The organism is Staphylococcus sp. KUGN1 (genome assembly GCF_045984185.1).
Taxonomy (GTDB): Bacteria; Bacillota; Bacilli; order Staphylococcales; family Staphylococcaceae; genus Staphylococcus; species Staphylococcus warneri_A.
The window spans coordinates 1-16,253 of record NZ_JBJQIL010000005.1; the positions used below are offsets into that span (position 1 = coordinate 1).

14 protein-coding genes are annotated in these 16,253 nt (G+C 34.1%); 4 read left to right on the forward strand and 10 right to left on the reverse strand.

Features of this window, described 5'->3' with window-relative positions:
• Window positions 1-495: 495 nt before the first annotated feature.
• The 9 genes from ilvA to ilvD all read right to left on the reverse strand — a co-directional run bounded on the left by ilvA (window position 496) and on the right by ilvD (window position 11,220).
• The gene (ilvA, locus tag ACJQQZ_RS10450; RefSeq protein WP_124227786.1) at window positions 496-1,764 is read right to left on the reverse strand and encodes a threonine ammonia-lyase IlvA; all 1,269 of its coding nucleotides are present in this window, start codon (window positions 1,762-1,764) and stop codon (window positions 496-498) included.
• 12 nt (window positions 1,765-1,776) lie between these two features.
• Window positions 1,777-2,346, reverse strand: a complete 570-nt coding sequence (leuD, locus tag ACJQQZ_RS10455; RefSeq protein ID WP_145506660.1) for a 3-isopropylmalate dehydratase small subunit — start codon at window positions 2,344-2,346, stop codon at window positions 1,777-1,779.
• Window positions 2,347-3,717: a 3-isopropylmalate dehydratase large subunit gene (leuC, locus tag ACJQQZ_RS10460; protein ID WP_145506663.1), complete on the reverse strand. Its 1,371-nt coding sequence runs from the start codon at window positions 3,715-3,717 to the stop codon at window positions 2,347-2,349. It abuts the gene before it with no gap.
• A gap of 15 nt (window positions 3,718-3,732) precedes the next feature.
• Window positions 3,733-4,776: a 3-isopropylmalate dehydrogenase gene (gene leuB / locus ACJQQZ_RS10465; RefSeq protein WP_124227784.1), complete on the reverse strand. Its 1,044-nt coding sequence runs from the start codon at window positions 4,774-4,776 to the stop codon at window positions 3,733-3,735.
• Window positions 4,773-6,308: a 2-isopropylmalate synthase gene (locus ACJQQZ_RS10470; RefSeq protein ID WP_145506666.1), complete on the reverse strand. Its 1,536-nt coding sequence runs from the start codon at window positions 6,306-6,308 to the stop codon at window positions 4,773-4,775. Before ACJQQZ_RS10470 ends, leuB begins: the two co-directional genes overlap by 4 nt.
• 27 nt (window positions 6,309-6,335) lie before the next feature.
• On the reverse strand, window positions 6,336-7,340 hold the full coding sequence (ilvC, locus tag ACJQQZ_RS10475) for a ketol-acid reductoisomerase (RefSeq protein WP_002452025.1): 1,005 nt from the start codon (window positions 7,338-7,340) through the stop codon (window positions 6,336-6,338).
• A 136-nt stretch (window positions 7,341-7,476) separates the two neighbouring features.
• A complete protein-coding gene (locus ACJQQZ_RS10480; RefSeq protein WP_124227782.1) occupies window positions 7,477-7,719 on the reverse strand; it encodes an ACT domain-containing protein in 243 nt (80 codons plus the stop codon).
• Window positions 7,719-9,449, reverse strand: a complete 1,731-nt coding sequence (gene ilvB, locus ACJQQZ_RS10485; protein ID WP_398575055.1) for a biosynthetic-type acetolactate synthase large subunit — start codon at window positions 9,447-9,449, stop codon at window positions 7,719-7,721. The genes ACJQQZ_RS10480 and ilvB overlap by 1 nt, the downstream gene beginning before the upstream one ends.
• An 82-nt stretch (window positions 9,450-9,531) precedes the next feature.
• Window positions 9,532-11,220, reverse strand: a complete 1,689-nt coding sequence (gene ilvD, locus ACJQQZ_RS10490; protein ID WP_107532916.1) for a dihydroxy-acid dehydratase — start codon at window positions 11,218-11,220, stop codon at window positions 9,532-9,534.
• Window positions 11,221-11,661: 441 nt separating this feature from the next.
• Between ilvD and tsaE the strand changes: the two genes are divergently transcribed.
• Genes tsaE through tsaD form a run of 4 tightly spaced genes read left to right on the forward strand, consistent with a single transcriptional unit; the run spans window position 11,662 to window position 14,234 of the window.
• The gene (tsaE, locus tag ACJQQZ_RS10495; RefSeq protein ID WP_075777903.1) at window positions 11,662-12,108 is read left to right on the forward strand and encodes a tRNA (adenosine(37)-N6)-threonylcarbamoyltransferase complex ATPase subunit type 1 TsaE; all 447 of its coding nucleotides are present in this window, start codon (window positions 11,662-11,664) and stop codon (window positions 12,106-12,108) included.
• Window positions 12,105-12,767 carry a tRNA (adenosine(37)-N6)-threonylcarbamoyltransferase complex dimerization subunit type 1 TsaB gene (tsaB, locus tag ACJQQZ_RS10500; protein ID WP_002452020.1) on the forward strand — a complete coding sequence of 221 codons (663 nt, stop codon included), beginning with the start codon at window positions 12,105-12,107 and terminating at the stop codon, window positions 12,765-12,767. Before tsaE ends, tsaB begins: the two co-directional genes overlap by 4 nt.
• Window positions 12,740-13,204, forward strand: coding sequence for a ribosomal protein S18-alanine N-acetyltransferase (gene rimI / locus ACJQQZ_RS10505; protein WP_124227778.1), 465 nt, complete (start codon window positions 12,740-12,742; stop codon window positions 13,202-13,204). Before tsaB ends, rimI begins: the two co-directional genes overlap by 28 nt.
• A complete protein-coding gene (gene tsaD / locus ACJQQZ_RS10510; RefSeq protein WP_075777904.1) occupies window positions 13,197-14,234 on the forward strand; it encodes a tRNA (adenosine(37)-N6)-threonylcarbamoyltransferase complex transferase subunit TsaD in 1,038 nt (345 codons plus the stop codon). The genes rimI and tsaD overlap by 8 nt, the downstream gene beginning before the upstream one ends.
• Window positions 14,235-14,287: 53 nt before the next feature.
• Here the strand turns inward: tsaD and ACJQQZ_RS10515 are convergent, their stop codons facing one another.
• Entirely contained in the window at window positions 14,288-15,910 is a 1,623-nt protein-coding gene (locus ACJQQZ_RS10515; protein WP_075777905.1) for a MutS-related protein, read from the reverse strand.
• Window positions 15,911-16,253 lie beyond the last annotated feature (343 nt).

The following is a 16,253-nucleotide window of genomic DNA, read 5'->3' on the forward strand; positions in this document are numbered from 1 at the left end:
GACTAACGTTCCGCTAGAGTAGGACGTTGCCAGGCAAATAATAGGATGCGATGAGCCGCATTGAGACCGTAAGGTCTCTTTTTTTATGCCCAAAAAAGAAAGTCAACGCAGAGCAAATGCGTTTAGATGATGAATTGAAGAATGAGTGCAACGAGCTTAGTCGAGCTAAGTGAGTAAGGGAGAGATGAAAATGAAGAAGTATAAGCGTATTTCTCTCAAGTTGAAAAAGCTCCTTAGCGCCGAAGGTAGCAGACTAACGTTCTAAAGCAAAACAGTGATTGAAAATCACATGTTTTACTTACTTAATAGCTCATGCCGCGCAAATATAATTGAGACCGTAAGGTCTCTTTTTTTTATATTCAAAAAAGAAAGTCAACGCAGAGCAAATGCGTTTAGATGATGAATTGAAGAATGAGTGCAACGAGCTTAGTCGAGCTAATAGTTCAAAGTATAAACTAAAACGAAGCCATGCACGTTTACATAGCTTCGTCCGTTTTAAATTAATAATGAATATAGCATTTTATTTTCATTAATGTAAATGTTTGAAGAATCAAATTGATTTACATTTTCTTTTAATTGTTGTAAATCTGTGTGATCTTTTAGTTGAATGCCTATAATAACAGTACCAGTATTTTGAGATGATTTTTTTAGATATTCAAATTTAGTAATATCATCTTGTGGTCCTAGTACATCATTAACGAATTCTCTAAGTGCACCAGGTCTTTGTGGAAAGTTAAGAATGAAATAATGCTTCATTTCTTCGTATAATAATGAACGTTCTTCAATTTCTTTCATACGGTTAATATCATTATTACCACCACTTACGATACAAACTACTGTTTTTCCTTTGATTGATTCACGATAGTCTTCTAATGCTGCTACACTTAATGCTCCAGCTGGTTCGGCAATAATTGCTTGTTTAGAATACATATCTAGAATTGTTGAACAAACTGCACCTTCATCCACTTGCACATAGTCATGTACGAAAGATTTAGCAATTTCAAATGTAATATCACCGACTCTAGCGACTGATGCACCGTCAACAAATTTATCAATGTTTTCTAATGTTACAATTTTGTTATTAACTACTACAGATTCATACATACTACTAGCTCCAGCAGGTTCTACTCCAATGATTTTAGTTTGTGGAGAATAATCATGAAAATAAGTACTAATACCTGAAATTAAACCACCACCGCCAATAGCTGCAAATAAATAATCAAAATTGATATTTTCCTCGCGAGATTGTGTAATCATTTCTTTAGCTAAAGTACCTTGACCTGCAATAGTATAAACATTATTAAATGGATCAATAAATGTCATATTATTTTGTTTAGTATATTCAAGCGCTTCTGCTAAACAATGGTCAAATGTGTCACCAGTTAATTTAATTTCAACATTGCCATTTCCAAAGAATTGAACTTGATTAATTTTTTGTAAAGGCGTAGTGACGGGCATAAAAATGACAGCTTTTAGATTAAGTTTTTTAGCTGTGTAGGCGACACCTTGAGCATGGTTTCCAGCACTAGCACATGTAATCCCTTTACTTTGAATATCATCAGAAAGGACTGAAATAGCATTATAAGCACCACGTAATTTAAAGGAACGTACCCATTGCAAGTCCTCTCTTTTTAAATATACCTTACAATCATACTTTTGAGATAAATAGTGATCTAATTGTAAAGGCGTTTCTTTAACTATATTCTTAAGACGTAAATAAGCTTCGTCAATATCTTTGGTTGAAACTGTTGTTTTTACTGTCATAATATTCCCACCTTAATGTGCTTTTTCATATTTTTCAATTAAATCTTCATATTGTAAAGTAATATCAATATCATCAAGACCATTGATCAGTTTATTCTTCCAAGTTTCATCAATATCAAAGTGGAAGGTTTGTTCTGGTGATGATACAGTTTGATTTGGTAAATCAATTGTGATTTCGTTGAATGTTGCAAGATGTTCACGTGAAGGTTTATCTAATACGATAGGGAGCATCGCATTCTTAGTACAATTCATATAAAAGATATCGCTATAACTTCCAGCAATGATGATACTAAAACCATAGTCTTTCAATGCCCAAGCAGCGTGTTCTCTACTTGAACCGCAACCGAAATTATCGCCAGTGATTAAAATACTAGCTCCTTGATATTCGGGTTTGTTTGGATTGAAGTCTGGATTATCTCTTCCATCTGGTAAATAGCGCCATTCATCAAACGCAAATGGACCAAAACCAGTTTTTGAAATACGTTTTAAATGAACTTTAGGTATAATTTGATCTGTATCAATATTATCGTAAAAGAGAGGGACAATTTTCCCTGTATATGTTGTGATTGGTTTGATATCCATCTATACGACCACCTTTCTAACATCAACAAATCGCCCATTAATTGCTGCTGCAGCGGCCATAGCAGGGGAAACGAGATGAGTTCTTGCTCCCTTACCTTGTCTGCCCTCAAAGTTACGATTGCTTGTAGACGCACAATGGACGCCTTCAGGTACTTGGTCTGGATTCATACCCAGACACATTGCACAACCTGGTTCTCGCCATTCAAAGCCCGCTTCTTTAAATATTTTATCGAGTCCCATTGATTCTGCTTCTTTTTTAACTGTTCGAGATCCGGGTACAACAATAGCTGTAATATTAGGATGTACATGATTGCCCTTCACAATATGACTAGCTTCGATTAAATCAGTAATTCTAGCATTAGTACATGATCCTAAAAAGACATATCCTAATTCGATATCTTCAGCTTTTTGTCCTGGTTCGAGTCCCATATATTGATAAGCACGTTCGTCATTAGAATCTTTAATTGTAGGGAAGGGAGTATTAAAATTAACGCCCATTTCTGGATTAGTACCCCAAGTTACTTGAGGTTCCAAATCAGAAACATCTACTTCAATGACTTTGTCAAAAATAGCATCCTCATCAGAATATAGTTGTTTCCATTCAGATATGGATTGGTCGAAATTGTTAGCATATGGTCTATCTTTTACATATTCAAATGTAGTTTCATCTGGTTGCATGATTCCATATTTAGCACCTGCTTCAATAGCCATATTACATATGGTCATTCTAGCTTCCATTGAAAGCTTTTTGATTGTTTCACCAGTGAACTCTAAAGCATAACCAGTACCAAAGTCTACACCGAATTGGTTAATAAGATAAAGAATAATATCTTTGGCATAAACACCTTTAGGTAAGTTTCCATTGATATCTATCTTCAAATTTTTTGGTTTAGTTTGCCAAAGTGTTTGTGTAGCAAAGACATGTTCTACTTCACTAGTTCCGATACCAAAAGCAATGGCACCAAATGCCCCATGTGTAGCAGTATGAGAATCGCCACATACAATGGTCTTTCCTGGTTGTGTTAATCCAGTCTCAGGACCAACCATATGCACGATACCTTGTTCATCTGATCCCATATCAAATATGTGTATACCGAAGTCTTTTGCATTCTTTTGTAACGTTGTAATTTGCTTATTTGCTATTTCATCTTTGATATTAAATATATCTATTGTTGGGACATTATGATCTAATGTAGCAAATGTTAAATCGGGACGACGTAAGCGTCTATTTTGAATTCTCAATCCTTCAAACGCTTGCGGTGATGTTACTTCATGTATCAAATGTAAATCTATATATAATAATTGAGGGTCACCTACATTTCCATGTAAGACATGTTTATCCCATACTTTGTCAAATAGTGTTTGTCCCATAAGATGACGCCTCCCTTAAGTATAAAATTCTTTTAAAAATTTAATAATTTGTGATGTAGTATACGTTCCGCCTAAATCAGCTGTACATTTTCCATCTCTAATGAGTTGATAAACATTGTTCTCTAATTCATTAGCTGCCTCAATTTCTTTGAAACTTTCACGTAAACACATTGCTAATGATAATATCATTCCAAAAGGATTGGCTTTATCTTGGCCCGCAATATCAGGTGCTGAGCCATGAATAGGTTCATATAATCTTGTTCCATCTTTGCCAAAGCTAGCTGATGGAGATAATCCTAAAGAACCTGGAATGACAGAAGCTTCATCACTTAAGATGTCTCCAAATAAATTTGCAGTGACGATGACGTCGAATTGTGTTGGACGTGTTATCAAATGCATACTGCAGGCATCAACGAGTAAATATTCTACTTCTACATCTGGATAGTCATGACTGACTTCCTCAACCGTTTTTCTCCAAAGTTTACTTGAAGCAAGTACATTTTCTTTATCGACAGACGTTAACTTTTTATGTCGTTGTTGTGCTATTTCAAATGCGACTCTAACAATTTGTTCAATTTCAGCACGCGTGTAAGTTAAAGAATCTAATGCATGATGATCAGTTAACTCACGTGGTTCACCAAAATACAAACCTCCTGTTAATTCTCTAACTATGACTAAATCTGTACCTTCAACTCTATCTTGTTTAAGAGGTGAAAGATGACTTGTACCATCAGTCACTATAGTAGGGCGAATATTAGCATATAAATTAAGTGATTTTCTTAATTTTAATAAACCTTGTTCTGGACGTACTTTAGGATCTGTCCATTTCGGACCTCCAATAGCACCTAGCAATATCGCATCAGCATTTTGACAAGCCTTTAATGTTTCATCAGTTAGAGGCGTGCCATAGGCATCTATGGCAGCTCCTCCAAAATGATGTGTATCTACTTGATACTCAAAATGATATTTCTCACTGATTTTTTCTAAAACTTCTAAACTCCCATTTAGTATTTCTGGGCCTATGCCATCTCCAGGTAAAGCGACGATGTTATAGGTCATGATTGGATACCTTCTTTCTCTTTAGCGTCTGCAACGTATTTTGCATGTGCTTCAATATAAGCTTTACAAGAAGCTTTTAAAATATCGTGATCAATACCAATACCATTAACTTCTTTATTATCTATAACAAGATTAACATGTACTTCTGCTTGAGCATCTGTACCTTCTGTAACAGAATCAATACGATAATCGATTAATTCTGTTTCACGTTTAAAGATACGGTCAACAGCATTATAAATTGCAACAATGGATCCTGTACCAATACTTGAGTCTTGATAAATATTGCCATCTTTATCTTTAATCACAACGACTGCACTTTGAAGACCATTAGAAACGAATTGAAGTTGTAATGCTTCTAGTTGATAAATCGCACTTTGTTCATGTTCTGATCCTTGAATTAAAGCATGGATATCGCGATCAGAGACTGATTTTTTCTTATCAGCAATAGATTTAAATTGTTTAAATAAATTAATTTGATCATCAGGAGAAATGTCATAGCCCAGTGCTTTTAATTTTTCAGCAAAGGCATGTTTACCTGAAAGTTTTCCTAAAGGTAATTCAGTAGTACTAACACCAACTAATTGAGGGGTAATAATTTCATATGTTTCACGGTGTTTAAGAATACCATCTTGATGTATACCAGATTCATGACTGAATGCATTTTGTCCTACGATCGCTTTATTTCTTGGTACACGAATACCTGCATAGCGAGAAATTAAGGCAGAAGTCTTCTTAGTTTCTTTTAAATCAATTTGTGACTCTATGCCATAATGATCTTTACGAACATACAGTGCCAAAGCGACTTCTTCTAGTGCTGCATTACCAGCTCGCTCGCCTATACCGTTAACAGTACCTTCTATTCGTCTCACACCACCTTCAATAGCAGCTAGACTATTTGCAACCGCCATTCCTAGGTCATCGTGACAATGTGAACTATATATAATTTCATTATCAGATTGCACGGATTCAGTTAAAGTTTTAAAAATTTGTCCATATTCATTTGGGTAACTAAAGCCTACAGTGTCAGGAATATTAATAATAGTTGCACCAGCATCAACAGCTGTTTGTACACTTTTTATTAAAAAGTCCATATCTGTACGTGTTGCATCTTCAGGTGAGAACTGAACGATATCAAACAATTGTTTAGCATAAGTAACATGTTCTTTTATAGAATCTAAAACTTCTTCTTGAGACATTTTCAATTTATGTTCTAGATGAATAGGGGATGTCGCAATAAAAACATGTACTAGAGGCTTAGCTGCATGCTTTGTTGCTTCGTAAACTGCATCTATATCAGACTTAATACATCTAGCTAAACCACAAACAGCAGTTGTTGTTAAGGCTTTAGAAATAGCTTCCACTGATTTGAAACTCCCTGTACTAGAAGCAGGGAAGCCAGCTTCGATAACATCTACACCCCATCTTTCAAGTTGTTGTGCTATTTTTAAACGTTCATCGAATGTAAAATTCACGCCTGGTGTTTGTTCACCATCTCTAAGAGTGGTATCAAATATTTGAATATGGCTACTCATTTTAATCAACTCCTTAATCCATTACTATTACTTTTCAATGCTTTTTGATTTAATAAATGGCATCATATCACGTAATTTACGGCCCACTTTTTCAATTGGATGACCAGCTTGTTCTTCACGCATTTTATAGAATTCTTTAAATCCATTTTTATTATCTTCAACAAAACTATTAGCAAATTTACCGTTTTGAATATCTGTTAATACAGCTTTCATATTGTCTTTGACATCTGGAGTGATGATACGACGTCCAGATACATAGTCACCATACTCTGCAGTATTAGAAATTGAATAACGGACATTATCCATACCGCCTTCATACATTAAATCAACGATTAATTTCATTTCATGTAATACTTCAAAATAGGCTAATTCTGGTTGGTAACCAGCTTCAACTAATGTTTCAAATCCACTTTGAATTAATTTATGGATACCGCCACATAGTACAGCTTGTTCACCAAATAAATCCGTTTCTGTTTCTTCTTTAAATGTTGTTTCAATTACACCAGCTCTTGTAGATCCGATACCTTTTGCATAACTTAATGCAATATCTCTTGCATGACCTGTAGCATCTTGTTGAACACCAAATAAAGATGGCACTGCACTACCTTCTTCAAATGTACGTCTAACTAAGTGACCTGGTCCTTTTGGTGCAACTAAGAAAACATCGACATCTGCAGGGGGTTGAATAACACCAAAGTGAATATTGAAACCATGAGCAAATGCAAGTGCGTTACCAGCTTCTAAATTAGGTTCAATTTCATTTTTATATACATCACCTTGGATTTCATCTGGAATTAAAACCATGATAACGTCAGCTTGTTTCGTTGCTTCTGCCACAGGATATACATCGAAACCATTTTCCTTAGCTTTATCAAAAGAGCGTCCTGGACGGATACCGATAACAACATCATATCCGTTATCTTTTAAGTTTTGTGCGTGAGCATGGCCTTGTGAACCATATCCAATCACAGCAATTTTTTTACCTTCTAAAGCGTCTGTTTTTACTGATTCATCATAATAAACTGTTGTCATAATACATTCCTCCAAAATAATTAAAAATTAGCAATATTCCGAAAATTAAAGTGTGTGATAAACAAAGGATGATAGCTGTTCGGTAAGTATGCTTTTATAGAACACTAGCGCATCGATGTTTTAATCATAATTTATATTAAGCAGAGTATTGTTCTACATTTAAAACGTTTATTTGTTGTTGTAATTTATTTAATAAAATATTTAATACGTCTTCATCTTCAATATTAACAATAAGTTCCATATATGAAATATTAGGATTATCGTCACGTTTTTTGATATGTAATTCTTCAATATTATATTGCAATCTGACGAATGCACTTGTAATTCTATTTAGAGTACTTACTTGATTCATAACTTCAAATTTTAAATGTCTTTTCATTAATATCCCTCCATCTCGTTATTAGCTTTGCCACTAGGAATCATTGGATTAACTGGCTCAATTGGAGAGATACGAACTTCAATAAGGGCAGGTCCTTCATAATTAAATGCTTCATCAAGTTTAGATTTAAGTTGATTTGGTTGATCAATTAAGAATCCTTTGACGCCATATGCTTCAGCCATTTTTATGAAATCGGGTTGATCATTAAATACTGAATGTGAAAAACGTTGATTAAAGAACTTATCTTGCCACTGTTTAACCATGCCTAATGTACCGTTATTAATGAGGACAATTTTAATGTTTAAGCCATATTCTGGTAAAAGTGCCATCTCTTGATTCGTCATTTGGAATCCGCCATCTCCGACAAAACAAACAACTGTTTTATCTGGTGAAGCGAGTTGTGCACCAATCGCAGATGGAATACCGAATCCCATCGTACCAAGACCTCCACTAGTAACCCATTGACTGTGACTTTTGAATGGATAGAATTGAGCTGCCCACATTTGATGTTGACCCACATCTGTTGTGACAATAGCATCACCATTTGTGATTTTACAAATATATTCAATAGCCTCTTGTGGCTTACAAAAGATGTCTTTATCATCTTTTTCATATTTAAATGGGTGATTGGATTTGTTTGATTGACAGTATTGTAACCATTCATCGTGTGATGGAACATTAATTTGAGAAGCTTCAAGTTGTTCTAATACATTTTTACAATCTGCAACGATACCTAAATCAGTGGCTATGATTTTATTGATTTCTGATGGATCAATATCTACATGAACCACTTTAGCATTAGGTGCAAAATCATCTGGTTTACTGGCGAGTCGATCATCAAAACGACTACCTAAGTTAATTAATAAATCACACTCGGTTAATGCCATATTACTTGCGTATGAACCATGCATACCTCCCATACCTAAGAATAGGGGATGTTCGTATGGAATAGCCCCGAGCCCTAACAGTGTTGTGACAGTTGGAATTTGATGTTGAGTAACAAATTGAGTCAGTAATTCATTAGATTTTGAATGATTGACACCAGCACCTGCTAAAATTAAAGGCTTTTTAGAATGATTTAAATATTTAACTAACGTGTTAATATCATTTGATTTAGCTACAGTATTAACTTGATAACCTGGTAAATCGATATGGTCAGATAGACCCACATTGGTAGATAATACGCCCATATCCTTAGGGAAGTCTACGACTACCGGACCTTTTCTACCAGAATTAGCTACGTGGAAAGCTTCGTGAACGATTCTAGGAATATCTTCAACTTTTTTTACTTGATAATTTTGTTTAGTAATAGGAGCGGTCATTGATAATAAATCTGCTTCTTGGAAAGCATCTTTACCGATACCTGGTGTCGCTACTTGTCCTGTAAAGACTACTAATGGTAATGAATCACTATGAGCGTCAGTAATACCTGTAATAGCATTTGTAGCTCCAGGACCACTTGTTACAACAACCACACCAGTTTTACCAGAAATTCGTGCATATCCTTCAGCAGCGTGTGTTGCACCTTGCTCATGTCTTGCTAAAATATGTTTAATTTTACCATCATAAAATGTGTCATATAGAGGTAATACGGCACCACCTGGATAACCAAAGATAAAATCGACATCTTCATTTTGAAGTGCTTCAACTAATATTTCAGAACCAGGACGCATCTCATTTATAGTCTGACTCTTCATATATTCAGGTTTGCTAGATTCAGCAACTTTCATGGTATCTACAGGTTGGTTCGACGTTGCTGTATTATGTTCTGACATATCACTAAGTTTAGTCATTAAAATCAACTCCTATTATTTAGATAAGATTCTCAGGTACTTGCATGATGCCACCAGTATTGGCACTTGTGACTAATGATGTATAACGTGCAAGATAACCAGTCTTAACCTTTGCTTTAAATGGTTCTAATTGTTCTCTACGACGATATAATTCCTCTTCAGGTTGATCAACATTAAGTGTACGATTTGTTAAATCGATGGTGATTTCATCACCGTCTCGAATAAGTCCGATTGGCCCACCAGATGCTGCTTCAGGAGAAATATGTCCTACTGCAATGCCTCGTGTTGCACCTGAAAAACGACCATCTGTAATTAATGCTACATCTTTACCTAATCCTCTACCGACAATAGAAGAAGTAGGGGCTAACATTTCAGGCATACCTGGGCCGCCTTTAGGTCCTTCATATCTGATAACGACCACATGTCCTTCTCGTACTGTATGATTATCAATGGCTTCAACTGCTTCATCATGTGAATTAAAGCAAATCGCTTTACCAGTGAATGTTTTAATTGAAGGATCTACACCACCAACTTTGATAACTGCACCTTTAGGAGCCAGGTTACCAAATAAGATAGATAAACCGCCTTCTTTATCATATGGCTTCTCTAGCGAATGGATAACATCAAAGTTTTTAATTTCTTTACCTTCATTATTTTCTCGTAAAGTTTTTCCAGTGACTGTGATTCTATCTGGATGTAAGGTACCTTCTTTTTTCATTAATTCATTGATAATTGCTGGAACGCCACCTGCTTCGTGAACATCATGCATTGAGTATGAAGAACTTGGAGCAATTTTAGATAAGTAAGGTGTTTTTTTAGCGACTTCATTAATACGTTCCAAATCATATTCAATACCAGCTTCGTTAGCAATTGCTAATGTGTGTAATACTGTATTTGTAGAACCTCCCATAGCCATATCCAGTGCAAAGGCATCATCAATCGCTTCTTTGGTAACAATATCTCTAGGTTTAATATCATTTTTGATATTTTCTACTAATCTAAAGGCAGCTTGACGAATCATTTCACGACGTTGGTCACTAACTGCTAATGCTGTACCATTGTATGGTAATGCTAAACCAAGTACTTCCATGAGACAGTTCATTGAATTGGCAGTGAACATACCTGCACATGAACCACAAGTAGGGCAGGCATTTTGTTCCATATCTAAGAATTCTTCTTTAGAAATAGAACCTTCTTTAAAAGCACCAACGGCTTCAAACATAGAAGATAATGTTAAAGCTTTACCTTGAGCAGATAATCCAGCTTTCATCGGACCACCTGAACAAAAAATTGCAGGTACATTAGTTCTAACAGCTGCTAGTAACATGCCTGGTGTAATCTTGTCGCAGTTTGGAATATAAAATACACCGTCAAACCAGTGGGCATTAATTACAGTTTCTGCAGCATCAGCAATAATTTCTCTAGAAGGTAAAGAATATCTCATTCCAATATGACCCATCGCAATACCGTCATCTACACCAATTGTATTAAACTCAAATGGAATGGCACCTGCCTCACGAATCGCTTCTTTTGCTATATCAGCTAATTCTCTTAAATGAACATGTCCAGGAACAATATCAATATATGAATTACAAATAGCTACGAAAGGTTTGTTCATATCTGTTGGATTTTGAAGTGCGCCCGTAGCATGTAAAAGACTTCTTGCTGGAGCTTGTTGATCTCCTTTTTTGATCATGTCGCTTCGCATAATAAATTCCCCCGTATTTTTTACTATAAGAAAATAAAAAACGTCCCAATGGTTATTGGGACGTTCAATAAGTCCCATTCAATTACAAATAGGACTTAAACATTTAGTAAATGAAAAAATTACTAAAGTTCGAGCCCTTGAGAGTATAATAAAATAATAATATTTGAAGTTGTCGTTGAATGTTGTGTTGTATAATGTCTCATTTTATTTATACTCCCTTCGTTGAATGGTTATTTATTCTAAATAGTTTGAATTGTTTTAAAATTTATAAACCTAATTTACTATAAGGTGAAAATGATGTCAATAATATTTTAGAATTTTCTAACAATTACAAATCTATTTTGTTGAAAATATTTACGAAGAAATATAAGACAAAATTTGTTACACTTATTAAGTTAATATATTTATTGTGTAGTTAAAAAGTAAATAGGAGAATGACCTATGATTAGTATTAAAGATAAAAACGAGATGAAACAATTTGCGGCTAGATTAGTGGCATTAGTCCAAGCTGGGGATTTAGTTTTACTGAATGGAGATTTAGGTGCAGGTAAAACAACATTCACGCAATTTATAGGTGAAGCTTTAGGTGTTAAGAGAACAATCAATTCACCAACATTTAATATTATTAAATCTTACAAAGGTACACATTTAAAGTTACATCATATGGATTGCTATAGACTAGAAGATTCAGAAGAAGATTTAGGATTTGATGAATACTTTGAAGATAATGGCTTAACAGTGATTGAATGGAGCCAATTTATTGAGGATTTACTACCTGATGAATCACTGACAATAAATATTGAAGTTATTGATGAAATGAGTCGACACATTACGATAGAAGCTAAAGGCGAACATTATGAAGCAATGAAGGAGGCGTTAGAACAATGAAATTATTATTGATAGATACGTCCAATCAGCCTTTATCTGTCGCATTAACAGATGGCAATGATGTTTTAGCTGAAATAACCAATAATTCAAAGACGAATCATTCAGTACAATTAATGCCTGAGATTGAACGTTTATTTAAAGAAAGTAGTATCTCAAAAAATGATCTCGATGGCATCGTAGTTGCTGAAGGCCCAGGTTCATATACTGGATTAAGAATTGGTGTGACGACTGCTAAAACACTTGCCTATGCATTAAATTGTAAATTGTATGGCGTTTCTTCATTAAAAGCTTTGGCAGCAACTGTTAGCGAAAAAAACAAACTTTTAGTACCCATTTTTGACGCCCGACGTGAAGCGGTTTATGCAGGAATTTACCAAAGAAAAAATGGAATATTAGAAACTGTATTAGACGATCAATATATTTCAATTAACGACTTGAAACTGAAATTACATGAACTTGATCAACCACATGTATTTATAGGTGAAGATACGGTTAAATTAGAACATTTGCTAGATGCTAAGGGCATTAATCAATTACCACAAGCATCAGTCATGAAAAATTTAATTAGCCAGCCAACTGAAATCCATAGTTTTGTTCCTAAATATCATAAAATAACTGAGGCGGAAAGAAATTGGATAGACCAACAGAAGAACAATTAAATATTAGAAAAATGAGTAAAGATGATGTTCCAGCAGTCTTTGACATTGAAAGATCTAGTTTTAATGATAGTTCATGGTCAATCGATGCATTTTATCATGAAATTGAAAAGAATGAGTTTGCTAATTATTTCGTCATAGAATTTAACCATACGATTATTGGATATTTAGGATTATGGGTTGTCATTGATCAAGCACAAATAACCACAGTTGCGATTGCAGAGCAATTTAGAGGATATGGTTTAGGACAATTATTATTAAAATATGTCATGAATTATGCGAGACATCGATGTGAAGTGATGAGTTTAGAAGTTAGAGTGAATAATACAGTGGCTCAACATGTTTATCAAAATTTAGGTTTTCAATATGGTGGAAAACGAAAAAATTATTATGGAGAAGGGCAGGATGCATTAGTCATGTGGGTGAATTTACGTGAATAATCAACAGACATTAATTTTAGCAATAGAGACAAGTTGTGATGAAACAAGTGTAAGTATTATTAAAAATGGTACGGAAATATTGTCCAATACAGTGTTAAGCCAAATTGAAAGTCATAAGCGCTTTGGTGGTGTTGTACCTGAAATTGCTAGTCGTCATCATGTCGAAGGAATCACAACGACTATAGACACTGCTTTACAAACTGCAAATGTGACTATGAATGATATTAATGCTATCGCTGTAACGCAAGGACCTGGACTTATAGGTGCGTTACTCATAGGTATTAATGCAGCGAAAGCACTTGCATTTGCATATGATATACCATTAATACCCGTTCACCATATTGCAGGACATATCTATGCGAATCATTTAGAAACGCCTTTAACATTTCCATTAATGGCATTAATCGTTTCAGGAGGTCATACAGAATTGGTTTATATGAAAGATCATCTCCATTTTAAAGTGATAGGTGAAACAAGAGATGATGCTGTAGGTGAAGCATATGATAAAGTAGCACGTACAATTGACTTGCCATATCCAGGTGGACCTCAAATAGATCAATTAGCAGCTATAGGTGAAGATACGTATCAATTTCCTAGAGTTTGGTTAGAAAAAGAAAGTTATGATTTCAGTTTTAGTGGACTAAAAAGTGCAGTTATTAATCAATTGCATAATCAACGTCAAAAAGGGCAAGACATTGTGCCAGAAAATGTGGCAACTAGCTTCCAAAATAGTGTTGTTGAAGTGTTAACAACTAAAGCGATACATGCTTGCAAAGCGTATAACGTTAAGCGATTAATTGTTGCTGGTGGTGTAGCAAGTAATCGTGGACTAAGAGAAAGTATTTCTAAACAGTGTGAAAATAATCAAATCCAATTAACCATTCCTACACCAAAATTATGTACTGACAATGCAGCGATGATTGGTGCAGCAGGTCATTTCTTGTATTTAGCAGGCATTCGTGGGGATATGGCAATGAATGGACAAAATAATATCGATATTGAAGATTTTTCAATTGAATCTTTATCATAATTATAAAGTCAGTAATGCGAGATTAAATAGAATCTCACACTACTGACTTTTTATTATATATCCTTAACTTGTTGTTTGGCACGTTCATAAATATCAGTAGGGAATTGTGTCAATCTTAGCAATTCGATTGCATTTCTTGTATTTGCTTTACCTGGTTTGATTTTAAAGTCAAACGCAATGGAATCATCTTTAATTGATTCATTAAAGTGATAATTTGTATAAGATATATTTAATAAATTTGATAATTCAATATCATGTGTTGCAGCTAATACATAGTAATTTGGCAAGTGAGATAAATAAGTTAATACTGATTCAGAAGCGGCAATACGTTCTGTAGTATTGGTTCCTTTAAAGATTTCATCAATGAAACAGTATACTTGATTATCCGTTGAAATATTGAATAAACGGCGAATGGATTTCAATTCAGCCATAAAATAGCTATCTCCTGATAAGACATCATCTGCATTAGCCATAGACGTGTAGACTAATCCAGGTACATATTTAAATTGAGTGGCTGTTGCAGTGTTAATTGTTTGAGCCAAGATAAGATTAAGCGCAACAGTCTTCATGAAGGTTGATTTACCAGATGCATTCGAACCGGTTAATAAAATATTTCGATTGAGATTTAAATCATTTGGAACAGCATTGTTAATTAATGGATGTACAAGTTGATTAAACTCACATAATTGCTGTTGAGTATTACTATTTTGAATTATTTCAGGTTCGCAGTATGCTTCTAATGTCTCTTGGTATAAGGCAATTGCATAATGATTATCTAATTGGCCAATATAATCGTAGCATTTTAATACTTCATCTAAATATTTATAGTAACTATGTTGAATCGTGTGAAAAATAAGATAATCTAACATAAATATAGTTTTAATTAATAAAACAAAGGCTGATGCAAAGTCAACGCTTTCGACTTTAGCTAATATGCCACTTAAATATCTTGCAGTTTTAAAGTGATTGAAATTAACGTCTATTTGCGGTGTTCCCTCTATATCAGTAAGATTTTTACACTGCTTTAAAATATTAGCAGTATAAAAAATGGTTTTTAAATCTTGTTCATAAGTTCGTTTTAAACTGACCGATAAAATGATATTAATCACACATGCCATGATGAATAACAGAATACCATTTGACGCATCAAAGCACGTATAAATTAAAGCGATTATTGGTAATAAGGGGGCTAGCATAAATATTTTTTGACATTTAATAGGTGTGAGTTGATCGGGAAAATGTGGATAGACACTTTTACCAACTAGACCTAACCGTAATGAAACCTGATTCCTAAAAGAAGTATCTTCTTTAAAACGATTGAGTAATATTTTATTGTTCATTTTAAACATTCTACGTAATGTTGCATATAAACGCATCTCCCCAAGTGCTGTGAAATTGAAATTCATACTTTGAAATAATGCATCCATATTTAAGTCAGACCATGTCTTGTTATCAATTAGTTGACGATCATCATAGTTATCAAAATAGGTTTGAAATTGATAATCATATTTCGCATTTGGCCTGATAAATTTTTCTAACTTTTCTTGATTAGACCATAAGCCGTTAATTTTATTAATGAACTGTCGTCTATTAATGATAGAAGTAATGATACTAACGACTGTGGTTAATATAATAACGCCTAAAACAAATAATAAAAATAACTGTGGGTCATTCATTTAAAAACTCCTTAATGTATTGTTTTTTTAATTATTTCATATCATTTAATTTGAAACAATCAATGATAAAAATGAGAAGTCAGAAGATATGTCAATAGGGAACATGCGTACTTATCAACAATAAGTGCACAACTTGTGGATAAGTGGTGTTAATTTTTGTGGATATAGCAAATTTTTATCTGAATAACTCTAAAATTTAGTTACATATTACCTGTGGATAACTAGGATAACTCTGTGGATAGCTATCAGATAGGCGAAAATGAATGTTAATAATAATCAATTAAAAATCAGAAAAAAGACACTAAAAAGTAGAAAATCTACTTTCTAGTGTCTGGAAAAATAA